Annotated in this window: 14 protein-coding genes; 5 read left to right on the top strand and 9 right to left on the bottom strand. The window is 64.7% G+C overall.

Features of this window, described 5'->3' with window-relative positions:
* Positions 1-2: 2 nt before the first annotated feature.
* From urtE to urtA, 5 genes are all read right to left on the bottom strand, one after another.
* A complete protein-coding gene (gene urtE / locus AUL36_RS15860) occupies positions 3-695 on the bottom strand; it encodes an urea ABC transporter ATP-binding subunit UrtE (protein ID WP_062222319.1) in 693 nt (230 codons plus the stop codon).
* A 2-nt stretch (positions 696-697) separates the two neighbouring features.
* Positions 698-1,537, bottom strand: coding sequence for an urea ABC transporter ATP-binding protein UrtD (urtD, locus tag AUL36_RS15855; protein WP_244497144.1), 840 nt, complete (start codon positions 1,535-1,537; stop codon positions 698-700).
* 5 nt (positions 1,538-1,542) lie between these two features.
* Entirely contained in the window at positions 1,543-2,700 is a 1,158-nt protein-coding gene (gene urtC, locus AUL36_RS15850; protein ID WP_062222317.1) for an urea ABC transporter permease subunit UrtC, read from the bottom strand.
* Positions 2,697-4,352: an urea ABC transporter permease subunit UrtB gene (urtB, locus tag AUL36_RS15845; RefSeq protein WP_156418423.1), complete on the bottom strand. Its 1,656-nt coding sequence runs from the start codon at positions 4,350-4,352 to the stop codon at positions 2,697-2,699. Before urtB ends, urtC begins: the two co-directional genes overlap by 4 nt.
* 118 nt (positions 4,353-4,470) lie before the next feature.
* Positions 4,471-5,775, bottom strand: coding sequence for an urea ABC transporter substrate-binding protein (gene urtA, locus AUL36_RS15840; protein ID WP_062222315.1), 1,305 nt, complete (start codon positions 5,773-5,775; stop codon positions 4,471-4,473).
* A gap of 158 nt (positions 5,776-5,933) precedes the next feature.
* On the opposite strand from urtA, the gene AUL36_RS15835 reads away from it, so the two are divergent.
* Together AUL36_RS15835 and AUL36_RS15830 are read left to right on the top strand one after the other, a co-directional pair.
* Positions 5,934-9,323, top strand: coding sequence for a hybrid sensor histidine kinase/response regulator (locus AUL36_RS15835; RefSeq protein ID WP_062222313.1), 3,390 nt, complete (start codon positions 5,934-5,936; stop codon positions 9,321-9,323).
* A complete protein-coding gene (locus AUL36_RS15830) occupies positions 9,316-10,248 on the top strand; it encodes a response regulator transcription factor (protein WP_062222311.1) in 933 nt (310 codons plus the stop codon). The genes AUL36_RS15835 and AUL36_RS15830 overlap by 8 nt, the downstream gene beginning before the upstream one ends.
* A gap of 11 nt (positions 10,249-10,259) precedes the next feature.
* Here the strand turns inward: AUL36_RS15830 and AUL36_RS15825 are convergent, their stop codons facing one another.
* From AUL36_RS15825 to AUL36_RS15810, 4 genes are all read right to left on the bottom strand, one after another.
* Positions 10,260-11,303 carry a sulfate/molybdate ABC transporter ATP-binding protein gene (locus tag AUL36_RS15825; protein WP_062222309.1) on the bottom strand — a complete coding sequence of 348 codons (1,044 nt, stop codon included), beginning with the start codon at positions 11,301-11,303 and terminating at the stop codon, positions 10,260-10,262.
* A gap of 17 nt (positions 11,304-11,320) precedes the next feature.
* Positions 11,321-12,211, bottom strand: coding sequence for a sulfate ABC transporter permease subunit CysW (gene cysW / locus AUL36_RS15820; RefSeq protein WP_244496245.1), 891 nt, complete (start codon positions 12,209-12,211; stop codon positions 11,321-11,323).
* The gene (gene cysT / locus AUL36_RS15815) at positions 12,201-13,052 is read right to left on the bottom strand and encodes a sulfate ABC transporter permease subunit CysT (protein ID WP_058599556.1); all 852 of its coding nucleotides are present in this window, start codon (positions 13,050-13,052) and stop codon (positions 12,201-12,203) included. Before cysT ends, cysW begins: the two co-directional genes overlap by 11 nt.
* 186 nt (positions 13,053-13,238) lie before the next feature.
* Positions 13,239-14,255, bottom strand: coding sequence for a sulfate ABC transporter substrate-binding protein (locus AUL36_RS15810; protein ID WP_062222307.1), 1,017 nt, complete (start codon positions 14,253-14,255; stop codon positions 13,239-13,241).
* Between the two features lie 710 nt (positions 14,256-14,965).
* Here AUL36_RS15810 and AUL36_RS15805 point away from each other — a divergent pair.
* From AUL36_RS15805 to AUL36_RS15795, 3 genes are all read left to right on the top strand, one after another.
* Positions 14,966-16,774 carry a DEAD/DEAH box helicase gene (locus AUL36_RS15805; RefSeq protein ID WP_058633707.1) on the top strand — a complete coding sequence of 603 codons (1,809 nt, stop codon included), beginning with the start codon at positions 14,966-14,968 and terminating at the stop codon, positions 16,772-16,774.
* 311 nt (positions 16,775-17,085) lie between these two features.
* Positions 17,086-17,820: a metal ABC transporter ATP-binding protein gene (locus AUL36_RS15800; protein WP_062222305.1), complete on the top strand. Its 735-nt coding sequence runs from the start codon at positions 17,086-17,088 to the stop codon at positions 17,818-17,820.
* On the top strand, positions 17,817-18,686 hold the full coding sequence (locus tag AUL36_RS15795; protein WP_058633709.1) for a metal ABC transporter permease: 870 nt from the start codon (positions 17,817-17,819) through the stop codon (positions 18,684-18,686). Before AUL36_RS15800 ends, AUL36_RS15795 begins: the two co-directional genes overlap by 4 nt.
* Positions 18,687-18,712: the final 26 nt, after the last annotated feature.

Here is an 18,712-nt window from a genome sequence, read left to right as displayed (position 1 = left end):
CGTCAGACGGTCAGATGCTTGCGCACGTCAGGGTCGTCAAGATCGGCCCCGACGCCCTCGAACACGATCTGCCCGCGGTCCATGATATAGACCCTATCCGCCAGTTCCCGGCAGAATTCGAGATATTGCTCGACCAAGAGAACGGCCATGCCCGCCTCCTTCAGGTAGCGGATGGCTCGGCCGATATCCTTGATGATCGAGGGCTGGATGCCCTCGGTCGGCTCGTCCAGCACGAGAAGGCTGGGGCGCGTCACCAAGGCCCGGCCGATGGCGAGTTGCTGCTGCTGGCCGCCCGACAGATCACCGCCGCGCCGTGAGAGCATGGTTTTCAGGACCGGGAAAAGCTCGAACACATGATCGGGGATCGTACGCTCACCGCGCTTGACCGGAGCAAACCCCGTCTGGAGATTTTCCTTCACGGAGAGCAGCGGAAACACCTCCCGCCCCTGCGGCACGAAGCCGATGCCGCGACGCGCGCGCGTATAAGGCGCCTCGCCTTTCAGATCGGAGCCATCCAGCGCGATCTGTCCGGAGCGGATCGCCTGCTGCCCGACGATGGCCCGCATGAGCGAGGTCTTGCCAACGCCGTTGCGGCCGAGGACGCAGGTGATCTCGCCTTTCTTGGCCTCGAGGGAAACGCCCCGCAGAGCCTTCGCCGCGCCGTAGTAGAGATCGACGTTCGAAACACTCAGCATGGTCAACGCCCCAGATAGACTTCGATAACGCGCGGATCGGCCGAGACCTGATCCAGCGGGCCTTCGGCGAGAACATGGCCTTCGTGCAGGCAGGTCACCTTCACGCCCAATGCGCGAACGAAGTGCATGTCGTGCTCGACCACGACGACGGAGCGCGTCTCTGCGATCTCGCGCAGGAGCTTCGCCGTTTCCTCGGTTTCGGCGTCCGTCATGCCCGCCACCGGTTCGTCCACCAGAAGGAGTTCGGGGTCCTGCGCCAGCAGCATCCCAATTTCCAACCATTGCTTCTGGCCATGGCTGAGATCGGCCGCCGGCAGACGCCGCTTGGCCGTCAGGCGAACAGTTTCGAGGATTGTATCGATCCGCTTGGAATCGCTTTCTGACCGTTTGTAAAACAGCGTCGAGAAGACGCCGCGTTGACCTGACAACGCGAGAACCAGATTGTCCTCCACCGTGTGGCTCTCGAAGACGGTCGGTTTCTGGAACTTGCGCCCGATGCCCATGGAGGCGATTTCCGCCTCGTCATGGCGCGTCAGATCGGTGTTTCCGGCGAAATAGACCTCACCCGCGTCCGGCCGGGTCTTGCCGGTGATGATGTCCATCATCGTCGTCTTGCCAGCGCCGTTCGGGCCGATAATCGCCCGCATCTCGCCGCGTGCGACGACGAGAGACAGATCGTTGATCGCCTTGAACCCGTCGAAACTCTTGGTCACGCCGTTGAGATAGAGAAGCGTCTCGCCGCGTGGCGGGCGGCCGGCAGCCTCCTTCTCGCGGGCCTCGGCCAGAAGCGTCGCGTAAGGATGGGGGGAAATGCGCGCCGGGGCCGCGTTCGTCATGCTCATGAGGGTCACTCCGCCGGGCTAGGGTTGGTGGTGGCGTCGGAAGAAACGCCCTTCTCGGCACGGGCGGCGCGGCGGCGCTCGGACAGGGCGCGCCAGCCGTGGTCGATCGTCCCGACGATGCCGCGCGGCAGGAAGAGCGTGACCACCACGAAGAGCGAGCCGAGGACGAAGAGCCAGCTTTCGGGCGCGGCGGCGGTGAAATAGCTCTTGCCACCGTTGACGAGCAGCGCGCCGAGCACGGGGCCGAGGATCGTGCCGCGTCCCCCGACCGCCGTCCAGACCACGACCTCGATCGAGTTGAGCGGCGCGAACTCGCCAGGATTGATGATGCCGACCTGCGGCACGTAAAGCGCGCCGGCCACACCGGCCATGACGGCCGACAGCGTGAAGGCGAAGAGCTTCACATGCTCGGCCCGCCAGCCTAGGAACCGTGTGCGGCTCTCAGCGTCGCGCACCGCCACCATCAGAAGCCCGAGCTTGGAGCGCGTCACGGCCGAGACCATCAGGACGAAGAGCGCCAGCACGAGGGCAGTGGAAGCGAAGAGTGCGGCGCGCGTCGAGCCGGCCTGGATCGAGAAGCCGAGAATGTCCTTGAAATCGGTCAGGCCGTTATTGCCGCCAAAGCCCATGTCGTTTCGAAAGAAGGCGAGGAGCAGCGCATAGGTCAGCGCCTGCGTGATGATCGAGAGATAGACGCCGGTGACCCGGCTGCGGAAGGCGAAATAGCCGAAGAGGAAGGCTAGGAGCCCCGGCACGAGCAGCACCATGAGCGCGGCGAACCAGAACTGATCGAACCCCTGCCAGAACCAGGGCAGTTCCTTGTAGTTCAGGAAGACCATGAAATCGGGAAGCACCGGATTGGCATAGACGCCCCGGCTGCCGATCTGGCGCATCAGATACATGCCCATCGCGTAGCCGCCAAGCGCGAAGAACGCGCCGTGGCCGAGCGAGAGAATTCCGACATAGCCCCAGACGAGATCTAGGCTGAGCGCCAGGATGGCGTAGGAAAGATACTTGCCGAGAAGGGGTACGAGATGGTCCGGCACGCGCAAGGGATGGCCGGCGTCGAGCGCGAGGTTCGAGAGGGGCACGAGCACGGCGACGAGAACGAGAAGTCCGGCGAGCCAGAGGGCACGAGGCCCCAGAAAGCGAGCGGTGATCATGCGTCGACGAACCTTCCCTTGAGGGCGAAGAGGCCGCGCGGGCGCTTCTGGATAAAGAGGATGATGAGGACGAGAACCACGATCTTGCCGAGCACCGCGCCGGCATAGGGCTCAAGGAACTTGTTGACGATGCCCAGACTCATGGCGCCGACCAGCGTGCCCCAGAGATTGCCGACGCCGCCGAAGACCACGACCATGAAACTGTCGATGATGTAGCCTTGGCCGAGATCGGGCGAGACATTGTCGATCTGGCTGAGCGCGACGCCCGCCATGCCGGCGATGCCCGAGCCGAGCGCGAAGGTCATGGCGTCCACCATCGGCGTACGGATACCCATGGCGGCGGCCATACGCCGATTCTGCGTGACCGCGCGCATCTTGAGGCCGGCCGAGGTTCGATTCAGCGCGAAGAGGAGCGCTGCGAAGACGGCGAGGGCGAAGACGATGATCCAGAGCCGGTTCCAGGTGACGGCCATGAGGCCGACATCGAACGAGCCGGACATCCAGGACGGGTTGGACACCTCACGATTGGTCGGGCCGAAGATCGTGCGGACCGCCTGCTGAAGGATCAGCGACACGCCGAAGGTTGCGAGCAGGGTTTCGAGCGGACGCCCATAGAGGAAGCGGATGATGCCGCGCTCCATGACGAAGCCGACGAAACCGGCGACGAGGAAGGCGAGCGGCAGGGCGAGCGCGAGGCTCCAGTCCAGCCATTGCGACGCATGGAGGCGGAGTGTCTGCTGCACGACGAAGGTCGTGTAGGCGCCGATCATCACCATCTCGCCATGCGCCATGTTGATGACGCCCATCACCCCGAAGGTGATGGCGAGGCCGATCGCGGCCAGAAGCAGGACCGAGCCGAGCGAGAGGCCGTACCAGATGTTTTGCGCCTGCCCCCAAAGCGCGATCGTCTGAGCGATCGAAGCGGCGCCAGCGTCGGCAGCCTTTGCGACGGCCGGATCGGCGTCAGCGGTGAAGGCCGAAAGAACGTTCTGCGCGGCACGGTCGCCACGCGCGGCCACCAATTGCGCCGCCTCGCGCCGCTCCTCCGAGGGGCGGTCGGAGCGCAGCACGGCCACCGCCCTCGCCTCGGCAAACCGCGCGCGGATCGCCGGATCGGTTTCCTTGGCGATGGCAGAGTCCAGCACGGCGAGCTGATCGGGCGAGGCCTTATCGAACAAGCTGACGGCGGCGGCCATGCGCTCGGCCGGGTCGCTGGAGCCGAGCGTCAGCCCGCCCTTCAACTCCGCCACGAGCGCGCGAATGGAATTCTTGACGCGAACCTTTTCCAGGCTCGCCTTCGGCGCTTCGCCCAGCGACGCGCCGGTGAGCGGGTCGGAGATGGCGAAGGAGGCTCCCTTGCCACTCGCGATCACGACGCGGTTGTCGGTCTTGGAGTAGTAGAGATCGCCGGAGGCTAGCGCGTCCAGCGTGTTCGACACGCGGGGATCACCCGTCGCGGCCAGCGCGCGCACATTGGCTTCGGTCTCCTCGAAGCTCTTCTTGCCCGCAAAGCCGGCGATGATGGAAGCCGGGTCCGCCCCTTGCGCAAGCGAGGGGCCGGCTGTTGCAAGAGCGAGGCCCAGAAGGAACGCAAGGCCGAAAGCCAGCGCCTCCCAAGTACCCGCCCATCGGGCGCGAAGCGTCTTCAACATGGAAAAGCCTGTTTGGGGAGGGCCGAGACACCGGCCGATCAGACGAGAAAACGGCCCGCCCGCAGCGGGGGGCCGTTTTGCCAAGGTCATCCGCCTGATATCGGCGGACGCGTGGGGCTTAGTTCGAGGCGGCCTTGGCGTCGGCGCCGCCGCACTTGCCGGTCTTCGTATTGAAGTTGCCGCAGTTCATGGGCTTGCGCCAGTCGGCGATCAGCGGCGCCGATTCCGGCAGGTAATCCGACCATGCATCGCCAAGCACGAGGCCGGGCGTCTGATCGACGATCTCGAACTGGCCATCGGCCTGGATTTCGCCGATCAAGACGGGCTTTGTAATGTGGTGGTTGGCGCCCATCGAGGAATAGCCGCCCGACAGATTGGGCACGGCGACGCCGACCATCGCGTCGATTACCTTGTCCGGATCGGTCGTGCCGGCGGCCTCAACGGCCTTCACCCACATGTTGAAGCCGATATAGCTGGCTTCCATCGGATCGTTCGTCACGCGCTTGGGGTCCTTGGTGAACTCCTTCCACTTCGCGATGAACTCTTCGTTCGCGGGCGTATCGACCGATTCGAAGTAGTTCCAAGCCGCGAGATGGCCGACGAGCGGCGCGGTGTCGATGCCGGCGAGTTCCTCTTCACCCACCGAGAAGGCCATGACCGGCGTCGTCTCGGCCGAGACACCCTGGTTCGCCAGTTCCTTGTAGAAGGGCACGTTGGCGTCGCCGTTCACGGTCGAGACCACGGCGGTCTTCTTGCCGGAGCCGCTGAAGTCCTTGATGGCGGAGACTTCGGTCTGCCAATCGGAGAAGCCGAAGGGCGTGTAGTTCACCTTGATGTCCTCGGCCGCGACGCCCTTGGACTTCAGATAGGCTTCGAGGATCTTGTTCGTGGTGCGTGGATAGACATAGTCCGTGCCCTCCAGAACCCAGCGCTGCACGCCTTCCTTCATCAGGTAGTCGACGGCGGGGATCGCCTGCTGGTTGGGAGCAGCGCCGGTATAGAAGACGTTACGCTCGGACTCTTCGCCTTCGTACTGCACGGGGTAGAAGAGGATCGAGTTCAGTTCCTTGAAGACCGGCAGAACCGACTTGCGCGACACGGAGGTCCAGCAGCCGAAGGTCGCGGCGACCTTGTCCTGCGCGATCAGCTGCCGAGCCTTCTCGGCAAAAAGCGGCCAGTCGGACGCGGGGTCCACCACAACGGCTTCGAGCTTCTTGCCGAGAAGACCGCCCTTCTTGTTCTGCTCGTCGATGAGCATGAGCATGGCGTCTTTCAGCGTCGTTTCTGAAATTGCCATCGTGCCGGACAGGGAGTGGAGAATACCGACCTTGATCGTATCCTCGGCGGCATGGGCGCTGAGGCCCGAGAGCATGGTGGCGGCGTAAGCGCCCAAGAGCCAGCCGGCCTTTCGGGAAAGTCGCATGGAAGGTCCCCTCAAATTCGTCGCGGCTCTCATTGCCGCCGAGGGGGACCATCGGCGGAATGGTGAAGAGCGGGTATACGTCAAATGACGTACCCCCTCGCCGCGCGATCCGGCTATGGAGGAAGCGCGCCCTTCCGGCGCTGATCAGGACGTTCGACATGACGGGACGCCAGCGGATTCTTCCGGTGCGCCGCGACTATAATCGCTGGGTCGCGAACCAGACGCTCGAAGACTATGCGCTGCGCTTCACCGCCAAGCGCGCCCGGCGCTGGAGCGCGCCGCAAGTGTCGCAGACGGCGATCGGGGCGATCTCCTTTCTGGCGCTGGAGGCCGTGGGCGGCGCGATCACCCTCTCCTTCGGCTTCTCGAACGCGGCGCTGGCTATTCTCGTCGTCGGCTTCCTTCTGCTGGTGACCGGCCTGCCCATCAGCCTCTATGCCGCGCGCTATGGGGTGGACATCGACCTTCTGACGCGCGGCGCGGGCTTCGGTTATATCGGCTCGACCGTCACCTCGCTGATCTACGCGACCTTCACCTTCATCCTCTTCGCGGTGGAAGCGTCGATCATGACGGCGGCGCTGGAACTCGCCTTCGGCCTGCCGCTCTGGCTCGGCTATATCATCTCGGCCGTGGCGGTCGTGCCCCTCGTGACCCACGGCGTCACCTGGATCAGCCGGTTCCAGTTGGCCACGCAACCGCTGTGGATCGGTCTCAACATTCTGCCGGTCGGCTTCATCCTTTGGCACGATTGGGGCTCGGTCGAAGCGTGGCTGCATTTCCCCGGTCTGAACGCCGGGGAGATGGATGGCCTGTCGCTGGTGAAGTTCGGCGCGGCGGCCTCGGTCATTCTGGCGCTCATGCCGCAGATCGGCGAGCAGGTGGACATCCTCCGCTTTCTCCCCAAGCCCAAGACGACATCCTGGCGCGATCCGGCAGCGCGATCCTGGTGGCTGGCGCTTTTGTCGGCCGGGCCGGGCTGGATCGTGCTCGGTGCGCCCAAGCTCCTGTTCGGCTCCTTCCTCGCCGTTCTCGCGCTGCGGGCCGGCGTGTCGGCCGAACACGCAGCCGAGCCTGCGCATATGTACGACGTCGCCTTCGGCTACGTGCTGCCGAGTCCGGTGGCAGCGGCGTTCCTCACGGCGGCCTTCGTCGTGGTCTCGCAGCTGAAGATCAACGTGATGAACGCCTATGCGGGGTCGCTCGCATGGTCGAACTTCTTCTCGCGCCTCACCCATAGCCACCCCGGCCGCGTCGTCTGGCTAGTCTTCAACGTCGCCATCGCCCTCCTTCTGATGGAACTCGGGATCTACGAGGCGCTAGAGGTGACGTTCGGCCTCTTCGCCAATGTCGCCGTTGCGTGGCTCGGCGCGATCACAGCCGATCTCGCCATCAACAAGCCGCTCGGCCTCTCGCCCAAAGGCATCGAGTTCAAGCGCGCGCATCTCTACGACCTGAACCCGGTGGGTTTGGGTTCGATGGGCTTGGCGACGCTGGTGTCGCTTCTGGCCTTCGGCGGCGTGTTCGGGGAGACGGCGCAGGCGTTGTCGGCCTTCGTGGCGCTGGGTGTCGCCCTCATCACCGCGCCCATCATCGCATTTGCCACGGGCGGACGGTTCTATCTCGCCCGCAAGCCGCGCGCCGAGTGGCAGAGGCGGACGGAAATCACCTGCTCGATCTGCGAACACCCGTTCGAGCCCGAGGACATGGCCTATTGCCCGGCCTATGCAGGACCGATCTGCTCGCTCTGCTGCTCGCTGGATGCGCGTTGCCACGATCTCTGCAAACCCAAGGCGCGTTTTTCCGCGCAGATGGCATCGGCGGGCAAGGCCGCCCTGCCGGAGCGGTTGCGCCGAAGGATCGACGCCAAGGTCGGCCATTATATCGGTGGCCTCGCCCTTCTGGCGGGCGTCATCTCGGTCGTTCTGTCGCTCATCTACTATCAGGCGATCCTGGCCAGCCCCGACGATACGGACGTCATCGCGAAGGCCCTTTGGGCGGCCTTCTTCGTGCTGATGATCGTGGCTGGCGTTTCCACATGGTTCTTCGTGCTGGCGCAGGAATCGCGGCGGGTGGCGCAGGAGGAATCGGCCCGCCAAACACAGCTGCTCCTGAAGGAAATCGAGGCGCATCGGCGCACCGATGCGGCCCTCCAAAAAGCCAAGGAAATGGCCGAAGCGGCGAGTCTGGCGAAAAGCCGGTATGTCGTCGGCATGAGCCATGAATTGCGCACGCCGCTCAACGCCGTCCTCGGCTATGCCCAGCTTCTGGAACAGGATACCGCCATCCCGCAGGCCAAGCTGGGCGGCATCAAGACGATTCGCCGCTCGGCCGAGCATCTGTCGGGCCTGATCGACGGGCTTCTGGATATCTCCAAGATCGAAACGGGGCGGCTTCAGCTCCAGCGCGGCGAGGTGCGCCTCGGCGATTTTCTGGCTCAGCTCGTCGATATGTTCCGCCTCCAGGCCAGCGCCAAGGGGCTGGAGTTTCGGTTCACACAGCCGGAGACGCTTCCCGAAGTGGTGCGGACCGACGAGAAGCGACTGCGCCAAATTCTCATCAACCTCCTCTCCAACGCCGTGAAATACACGGAAGCCGGCAGCGTCGGCTTCGATGTCGCCTATCGCAGTCAGGTTGCCATCATCACCGTGTCCGACACGGGCCCTGGCATCCCACCGCTTGAGTTGGAGCGCATCTTCGAGCCTTTCGAGCGGGGCAGCGCCGCGCAGGGCAAGGCACCGGGTCTCGGCCTGGGCCTCACCATCACGCGGCTTCTAGCCAATCTCATGGGCGGTGACATCAAGGTTTCCTCCACACCCGGCAAGGGAAGCCGGTTCGAAGTGCGGGTGATGCTCTCGGCCGTCGCCGCCACGCGTGAGGCGACCGTCCCTGTTTCCGCCGACCCCGGCGCACCGCTTGCGATCGAGGGCTATGCCGGCTCGCGCCGCACGGTCCTCGTGGTGGACGACGACGAAACACATCGCGATCTGATGGTCGAGGTTCTGCGCCCGCTCGGCTTCATCGTTCTGACAGCGCCCGACGGGCCTGCCGCGCTGGCTGTGACCGCAGAGATGCGGCCCGATCTCTTCCTTCTGGATGTCCAGATGCCCGGTATGAACGGATGGGAGCTGGCGACAGCTCTGCGGGCCAGCGGCCAGACGGGACGCACGGTCATGCTCTCCGCCACCTTCGCCGAAGCGCCGGGGGCCGGCGAAAGCGGGTCCGATGCGGCGGCGCAATTGCCCAAGCCCTTCGACTTGCGCCAGCTTCTGGCGACGGTTCGCGACGTGCTCGGGTTGGAATGGACGAGCGCGTCCAGCAAGCCACCTGTGGAGGCGGCCGAACCGCCGCTCCGCTTTCCTCCGCCCGCCGACATCGCCGAACTTCTCCGCTTCTGCCGGATCGGCTATGCAAGGGGGATCGAACAGAAGCTGGCCGCTCTCGATGACGATCCGCAATATCGACCCTTCACACAGGCGATGAAGGTTCACCTCAGCGGATTCGATCTCAAGCGGCTGGCGGAGGCGCTGGAGACCGCGCGAGATGACTAGCAAGGCAGCGTCCACGCCTGAGCGGGAGCGCGACATCGTTCTCGTCGTGGACGATTCGCCCGATACGCTGCGCATGCTGACGGATGCGATCGAGCTTGGCGGGGCGACGGTTCTCGTCGCGCTCGACGGCGCGCAGGCGCTCGGTATCGCGGAGGCCATCACGCCCGACATCGTTCTGATGGACGCCGTCATGCCGGGCATGGACGGGTTCGAGACGACGCGCCGCCTCAAGGCCGACGCCGCGCTGCGCCATGTGCCGGTGATCTTCATGACCGGGCTCGCGGAAACGGAACATGTCGTGCGCGGGCTGGACGCGGGCGGCGTCGATTACGTCACCAAGCCCATCGTGCCGGACGAACTTCTGGCGCGAATGCGCGTGCATCTCGCCAATGCCCGCGCGGCGCAGAACGCCCGCGCGGCTCTGGACACGGCCGGCCGGTTTCTTCTGGCGGTCGATGGCGAAGGGCTCGTTCTCTGGTCCACACCACAGGCCACACGCCTTCTGGCGGGCGTTCTGGCGGAGGTCGAGGGCCGCCCCGCCCTGCCCACCCCGCTACGCGACTGGCTTCGCGCCGGCTCCCCAGCGCCGCTGCCCCTTGGCAATGAGCTGATGTCGGAAGACGGAATGCGCCTTCAGCTCAGCCCACTCGGCAAGGTGGGCGAGAACGAGCATCTCTTCCGCCTGACGGTGGACGATACGGCCGGGGAGGAAGCTCTGCTGCGCCGGCATTTCAACCTCACCGCCCGCGAGGCGGACGTGCTTCTTTGGCTGACGCGCGGCAAGTCCAACCGCGACATCGCCACCATCCTCGATCTCAGCCCTAGGACGGTGAACAAGCATCTGGAGGTCGTCTTCACCAAACTCGGCGTCGAGAACCGGGCGACGGCAAGCTTTCTAGTGATGAAGACGCTGAGCGAGCGCTGACAGGCTGCCCCTCAGGCCGCCGCGCCCTCGCGGTAAAGCTGCCAGCGGCGGGGGCGAACGCGCAGTTCGGTGCCGGGCTCGCCGCCCTGATCGGCGGGCAGCTCGACCTCGATCCGGTGCCGCTCCGGGCCGAACTCGAACTCGGAGATACGCGAGCCGCCGGCGCGGCGCGACAGCGACACGGTGCCTGTCAGCCCAGGCGCCCCAGCATCCACGAGATCGAGATCGTGCGGGCGCATATAGAGGTTCCAGCGCCCGTCGGCCTCGGCGGTTCGGCCGAGAACGATGTCGCCATGGCGGATTTCGCCGCCGCGCACGTCGACGGGAAGCCGGTTCGACTGACCGATGAAAGAAAAGACGAACGGCGTGCTGGGACGGTCGTAGATGTCGTCGGCCGAGCCGACCTGCTCGATCCGGCCCTGGCTCATGACCACGACCCGATCCGCCAGTTCCAGCGCCTCCTCCTGATCATGCGTCACGAAGATGGTGGTGAGGCCGATCTTGTCGTGCAACTCGCGCAACCAGCGGCGCAGATCCTTGCGGACCTTGGCGTCCAGCGCACCGAAGGGTTCGTCCAGAAGCAGGACGCGCGGCTCGATGGCGAGCGCGCGGGCCAAGGCCACGCGCTGCCGCTGACCGCCCGACAACTGGTTGGGGTAGCGCTTCTCAAGACCTGACAGCTGCACGAGATCGAGCAGTTCGCTGGCGCGGCGGCGGATTTCCGCCTTGCCGGGCCGGGTCGCCCGGTCGCGAACGCTGAGACCGAAGCCGATATTCTCGGCAACGGTCATATGCTTGAACAGCGCATAGTGCTGGAACATGAAGCCGACATTGCGCTCTTGCACGCTCTTCTCGGACGCGTCTTCCGCGCCGAAGAAAATCTGGCCGGCGGTCGGGAATTCCAGTCCCGCGATTAGGCGAAGCAGAGTCGTCTTGCCTGAGCCGGAAGGCCCCAGAAGCGCGATCAGCTCGCCCGAGCGGATATCCAGCGAGACATCATGCAGCGCGGGATAACGATCGAACTCCTTGCGGATATTGCGAACTTTGATGTCCATGAAGCTGTTTCCCAAACTCAATGCCCGCCGCGCGAAGAGGCCATGTCGCCGGCATAGCGCCATTCCAGAAGCGCCTTCAGGCCGAGCGTGATCAACGCCAGGAAGGCCAGAATGGACGCGACGGCGAAGGCGGCGGAGAAGCTGTATTCATTGTAGAGAATTTCGACATGCAGGGGCATCGTGCTCGTCTGGCCGCGAATGCGGCCCGAAACGACCGAGACCGCGCCGAACTCGCCCATGGCGCGGGCGTTGCACAGAAGCACGCCGTAGAGCAGCGCCCATTTCACATTGGGCAGCGTGACCCGGAAGAAGGTCTTCCAGCCGCTCGCGCCCAGCGAGATCGCCGCCTCCTCGTCTCCCGTTCCCTGCTCCTGCATAAGCGGGATCAGCTCGCGCGCGACAAAGGGCAGCGTGACGAAGACAGTGGCGAGCACGATGCCGGGCAACGCGAAGACGATCTGGATGCCCGTGCCCTGAAGCAGCGGCGCGAAATAGCCCTGCGCTCCGAAAAGGAGGATGTAGACGAGACCCGCGATCACCGGCGAGACCGAGAATGGCAGGTCGATCAGAGTGATCAGCAGCGCCTTGCCCTTGAACTCGAATTTCGCGATCGCCCAGGCCGCTGCCAAGCCGAACACGACATTGAGCGGCACCGAGATCGCCGCCACCAGAAGCGTCAGGCGGATCGCGGCCAGCGCGTCGGGCTCGATGATCGCCTGCCAATAGAGCGACAGCCCGTTGCGGAAGGCTTCCACGAAGACAGCGACCAGAGGCAGAAACAGAAAGAAGGCAAGAAAGACCAGTGCGACGGCAATCAGGGTCCATTTGACCGCCGGCGCTTCGCTCGTCACCGGTCGGCGGCGGGTAGGTGCATCGGGCGTCGCGCCCAAGGAGGCGTCAAGCACCATGACCGTATCTCCGCCGGCTCCAGGCCTGAATGAGGTTGATGGCGAGAAGCATCAGGAAGGAGATCGCGAGCATCATGGCCGCGACCGCCGTCGCCCCGCCATAGTTGAACTCTTCCAATCGGATCACGATCAGCAGCGGCGCGATTTCCGAGACGTAGGGAATGTTGCCGGCGATGAAGATGACCGAGCCATATTCGCCAACCGAGCGGGCGAGCGCCAAAGCAAAACCCGTCAGCAAAGCCGGCATGACGCTGGGCAGGACGACGCGGGTCACCGTTTGGAAGCGGTTGGCGCCGAGCGTCGCGGCAGCCTGCTCCACCTCCGCGTCGATCTCTTCCAACACCGGCTGCACGGTGCGCACGACGAAGGGCAGTGACACGAAGACGAGCGCTACCACGATGCCGAGCGGCGTGTAGGCGACCTTGATCCCCAGCGGCGCCAGAAACTGCCCGACCCAGCCATTGGGCGCATAAAGGGCGGTCAGCGCAATGCCGGCCACCGCTGTCGGGAGCGCGAAAGGCAGATCGATTACGGCATCCACGAAGCGCCGGCCGGGGAAGTCGTAGCGCACGAGCACCCAGGCGATCAGCAGGCCGAACACGGCATTGATGAGCGCCGCGAAGAAGGACGCACCGAAGGACAGGCGCAGCGCCGCCAGAACGCGTGGGTCGAGAGCAAGCCGCACGAACTCCTCCCAGCCGAGGCTGGAACTGCGCAGAACCAAGGCCGAAAGCGGGACGAGAACGAGGAGCGTGAGATAGGTCAGCGTGAAGCCGAGCGCGAGACCGAAACCCGGTATGACGCTGGGAGCGCGAAAGCGCGGCAGAACGGACGACGCCATCGCTCAAGCCGCGCGAGGAAGCATTGAGCGCGAAAAAAGCCGCCGCCGGAAAGCCGTCCGGTCGAGCATGTGAACCCCTTCATTCCTGCCGTGACCCGGCATTATCCGTACAAAGAACCCGGCGGGACAAGTCCCGCCGGGGTGAAGTCCCCAAGTCGTGGGAGGAACGCTTGGGGAACGGGTCGCTTACTTGCCCGGCTTGTAGATCTGGTCGAAGATGCCGCCGTCTCCGAAATGCTCGGGCTGCGCCTTCGCCCAGCCGCCGAACTGCGGATCGTCGATCGACACGAGTTCCAGCTTCGGAAAGCGCTCCAGAAGCGCCTTATCGGTCACCTTCTCCGGCTCCGAGGGGCGATAGTAGTGCTTGGCCGCGATCGTCTGGCCGGCATCGCTGTAGAGATGCTGAAGATAGGCCGTGGCGACCTCGCGCGTGCCCTTGGCATCGACATTGCCATCCACCAGCGCGACCGGTGGCTCAGCCAGGATCGAGATGGATGGAACCACGATCTCGAACTGATCGGGGCCGAGTTCTTCCAGCGCTAGGAACGCCTCGTTCTCCCAAGCAAGGAGAACGTCGCCGATGCCGCGCTGCACGAAGGTCGTGGTGGAGCCGCGAGCGCCCGTGTCGAGAACGGGAACGTGGCGATAGATGTCGCCGACGAACTGCTTGGTCTTTTCCGGATCGTTGCCGAACGCTTTGTTGGCATAGGCCCAAGCGGCCAGATAGTTCCAGCGCGCACCCCCCGATGTCTTCGGGTTGGGCGTGATCACCTGCACGTCATCCTTCACTAGATCGTTCCAGTCATGGATCGCCTTGGGATTGCCCTTGCGCACAAGGAAAACGATGGTCGAGGTATAAGGAGCGGAATTGTGCGGCAGGCGGCTGCGCCAGTCTCCGGGGATCTTCTTCGTCGCCTTGGCGATGGCGTCGATATCGGCCTCCAGCGCCAGCGTCACGACATCGGCGTCCAGCCCGTCGATGACCGTCCGCGCCTGCGCGCCCGATCCGCCATGCGACTGGCGAATCGTCACCGCATCATGGCCCTGCCCCTGCCAGAACTTCGAGAATTCGGCATTGTAGTCACGATAGAGTTCGCGCGTCGGATCGTAGGACACGTTGAGGAGCGTCGTCTGCGCGCCGGCCGGAAGTACCGCCGCCATCACGAGACCCATGGCGAGAAGTCCGAAGGAAAGTCGTTTCATGGGTTACATCAAACTCCATCGATAGAATGGACTGATCCTCGCTTTCGAAACGATTCCAAACAAGGCGGCGAAGCGGGCGGTCGATGCCGCCAGAGAGAAAAGAACGATCGCAGCAGGCAGCTTGATGGGAAATTTCTACCCTCAGCCCGGAACGGCTGACTCATTGAGGCTTCGAGGTACGCAACTCAGGAGATGACCATCGTCCTTTTTCCGGCGGCGGCAGCTCCGCAAAAGGAATCGTGCGCAAAAATCCTTTGTCGTAAGGAAAAAAGGGTGCAATTTTAACGATCGAGGGCAGACGCTTAGAAACGAGGAAAACCTCCAACGCTGCCTTCAACGGGAGGACTTCGATGCATCATTCTTTTGATCCCCTCGCCATGGGGCGTGGCCTGACGATCGGGGCTCTCCTGTCTTCGGTGTTCTGGCTGGCGGCTTTGAACATCGCACTGGCGATCTGATCAGAGGGCTCACGGTTCCATTCGCGAGCCGCTGCACGCCCTGTTCGACAAGGGGTCGCCATCTCCCGTGTTTGCGCGTATAGACGCGTCATTCTCGCGTTTGGATCGGCGAGCCGGCTTTCTATGGGTGCCGGAAGGCTGGCCCATTGCGCGATAGGGATTGCGATCCCGCGTGATCAATGGAGCCATGACGGGAAGCGACGGCCATCAGCCGTCGTTCGATGGAACGGCACAGTCTTCAAGGAAAATCCGGTGCCCTTCCGCCCGACTCACCCCGCCCTCGCCGCCGCGCTCGAGGAGCGTGGATACCAAGACCCGACGCCCGTTCAGGACGCCGTTCTCGACCCCAGTGTCGGCGAGCGCGATCTCCTCGTCTCGGCCCAGACCGGCTCCGGCAAGACAGTGGCCTTCGGCCTCGCCTTCGCCAGCACGCTGCTCGGCGAATCGGACGCCCTGCCGGAAGCCGGCGAGCCGCTGGCGCTGGTGGTCGCGCCGACGCGCGAACTGGCGCTTCAGGTTCAGCGCGAGCTGGAATGGCTCTATTCGAAGGTGGATGCGCGCATCATCACCTGTGTCGGCGGCATGGACCCGCGCGCCGAGCAGCGCGCGCTGGCGCGCGGCGCGCATATCGTCGTCGGCACGCCGGGCCGCCTTCGCGACCATCTGGAGCGCGGTCGTCTCCTGATCGGCCGTCTTCGCGTCGTCGTGCTGGACGAGGCCGACGAGATGCTCAATCTCGGCTTCCGCGAAGATCTCGAATTCATTCTGGAAGCCACGCCCGACGAGCGTCGGACGCTGCTTTTCTCGGCGACCCTGCCCAAGCCCATCGTCAGCCTGACCAAGCGCTACCAGCGCAATGCGATGCGAATCGAGGCCACGTCGCGCGATAGCGGCCATGCCGACATCGAATATCGCGCGGTGCGCATTGCGCCGACCGAGTCCGAACTCGCTGTCGTCAACATCCTGCGTCAGGTCGATTCGCAGTCGGCCATCGTGTTCTGCAACACGCGTGAACAGGTCCGCCACCTCCACACCGGGCTCGTCGATCGCGGCTTCGCCGCCGTCGCCCTGTCCGGCGAACTCGGTCAGGCCGAGCGCAATCAAGCCATGCAGGCTCTGCGCGATGGCCGCGCTCGTGTCTGCGTGGCGACCGACGTCGCCGCGCGCGGCATCGATCTGCCGAGCCTTGGCCTCGTCATCCATGCTGAACTCCCCAACGACGCCGAAACGCTCCAGCATCGCAGCGGCCGCACGGGCCGTGCCGGGCGCAAGGGCGTATCGGTTCTGCTCGTATCGCTGTCGCGCCGCCGCAAGGCCGAGCGCCTCCTGTCGGATGCGCGCATCAAGCCGAACTGGATGGCGGCGCCGTCCGCCGACGAGATTCGCGCGCTGGATCGCGAACGGCTCCTGAGCGATCCGATCCTGTCCGAGGAGATCGGCGAGGAAGATCAGGACGTCGTGCGCGATCTCATCGCCAAGCGCACGCCCGAGGAAATCGCCGGCGCCTTCGCCCGCCTGTACCGCCAGCGCCTGCCCGCGCCGGAGGATGTCTATGATCCCGGCGAGCCGCGCAGCGTGAAGCCCCGCCGTGAGGACGAGGGCCGCCCCGAGCGCAGCGATCGAGCCGAGCGCGCGCCGCGTTCGCGCGACGTCGGGCCGACCTCGTGGTTCGTCATGGATATTGGCCGCCGCAACAATGCCGATCCGAAATGGCTGCTGCCGCTCCTCTGCCGCCGGGGCAAGATCACTCGCGAAGACATCGGCGCGATCCGTATTTTCGATCGGGAAACCCGATTTGAGATCGTGGACGCGGCCGCCAAGCGCTTTGCCGCCAGTGCCGAAGGACTGGACGACGACATCACGATCGCCTCGGCCGACGCGCCACCGAAGGGCGAGCGTCCCGCGCCACGAGGCGAACGCCCTGCAGAGCGTTCGACCGAGCGCCCGCGCTTCAACAAAAAGCCCGGCGGCCCGGGCAAGCCGGATCGCCGCCCCGCCGGCAACCGCTCCGAGGGCAAGCCCGAGGGTCGTCCGCGCAAGCCTCGCGCCAACCGGGACTGAGCCAACAAGGTTCTCTGATCGACTGCCAGGCGGGCTTCTCGGAGCCCGCCTTTTTTCCGGGCCGACGGTCCGAGAGACAGCTTAACGATGCTCCGCGATTCCAGGAATTTTCGGAAAGGGCACTGGCCATTCGGCGTGTTACGTTATAACAGTCGGCAAGTCTTTCGAGCCGATGAGCATGTTGCAGCCACCGCGAACCACTGTCCGACCCTCTGCCCTGCGTCGATCCGCATTGGAGCGTGTGGGATTCGTCAGCGTTCCGATCGTGGCGCTCTGGCTCCTCGTCGCATGGGTTCTGGGACACTGAAAGCATGAGCGCTTCCGTTTCCCTCGACGATCTCACGCTGGCCTATCACCGCCAGCCGGCTGTCCGCCGCATTTCCGGCCGTTTCGCGGCAGGCTCCCTGACGGCTATCGTCGGCCCCAACGGCGCGGGCAAGTCCACACTCCTGAAAGGTCTGATGGGCCTCGTTCCCGTGTCCGATGGTCAGATTCGGCTGGACGATATTTCCCGTCACGACATCGCCTATCTCCCTCAAAGCGCCGAAATCGACCGCAGCTTCCCGATCGACGTTCTGGATCTCGTGTCGCTGGGCGCTTGGCGGAAGGCTGGCTTCTTCGGGCGCATCACCGGCGCGCATCTCGCCCGCGTGGCGGACGCGATCCGCGCCGTCGGGCTGGAGGGGTTCGAAAAGCGCGTGATCGGCTCTCTGTCGGGTGGGCAATTGCAACGGGCGCTCTTCGCGCGAATGCTGGTGCAGGATGCGCGGCTCCTGCTGCTCGACGAGCCCTTCACCGCCATCGACGCACGCACCACAGCCGATCTCCTGCGCATCGTGCGCAATTGGAACGCCGAAGGGCGGACGATCATCGCCGTTCTTCACGACATCGAACTCGTTCGCGAGCATTTCCCTCAGACGCTTCTCATCGCCCGCGATCTGGTGGGCTGGGGACACACATCGGACGTCCTCACGAAGGAGCGGCTGCGCGAGGCCAGGAACCTCTCCGAGAACTGGGTGGATCCGTTCGAGAGCGTCGCGGCATGACGCCGGGTGAGTTTTTGCTCGGCCCGTTTTTCGACTACGGCTTCATGGGTCGCGCGATGGTTGGCTGCGTCGCCCTCTCCTTGGGCGCCTGCCCGCTCGGCGTGCTTCTGGTGCTCCGGCGCATGAGCCTTGTCGGCGATGCCATGTCCCATGCCATCCTGCCGGGTGCGGCGGTCGGCTTCCTGATCGCGGGCTTCTCGCTCTTCGCCATGACGATCGGCGGCATCGTCACCGGGCTTCTGGTGGCGGGCCTCGCCGGCATCGTATCGCGCTACACGCCGCTGCGCGAAGATGCGAGCTTCGCCGCCTTCTATCTCGCCTCGCTCGGGATCGGCGTTCTTCTCGTCTCCGTTCACGGGTCGAATGTCGATCTTCTCCATGTGCTGTTCGGCACCGTTCTGGCGCTGGACGATCCTGCGATCCTGCTCATCGCCTCCATCGCGACCGTGACGATGCTGCTGCTCGCGCTTCTCTACCGGCCCCTGGTCGCGGAATGTTTCGACCCGCAGTTCCTGCGCGCGGTCGGCGGCGGCGGCGGCGTTGTGCATATGGCCTTCGTGGCGCTCGTCGTCCTCAATCTCGTGGGCGGGTTCCAGGCGCTGGGAACGCTGATGGTGGTGGGCATCATGATGCTACCGGCAACCGCCAGCCGCTTCTGGTCGTCCACCGTGACGGGGCAGATGATCATCTCCTGCCTCATCGGGCTGATTTCCTCCTATGTCGGGCTTCTGTTGTCCTTTCATCAGAACCTCCCCGCTTCGCCGGCCATCATTCTTTCGGCCAGCGTCATCTATGCGCTGTCGGTCCTTGTCGGCCGAATCGACAGCGTTTTCGTGCGCAGCATTCAGCTCCGCCATCATCCCTGAACCCGGCCGTCCTTCGAGGACATTTC

The organism is Aureimonas sp. D3, assembly GCF_001463805.1.
Classification (GTDB): Bacteria; Pseudomonadota; Alphaproteobacteria; order Rhizobiales; family Rhizobiaceae; genus Aureimonas; species Aureimonas ureilytica_A.
The sequence above is the reverse complement of the archived record's forward strand: the minus strand, read 5'-3'. Positions and strand labels throughout refer to the sequence as shown.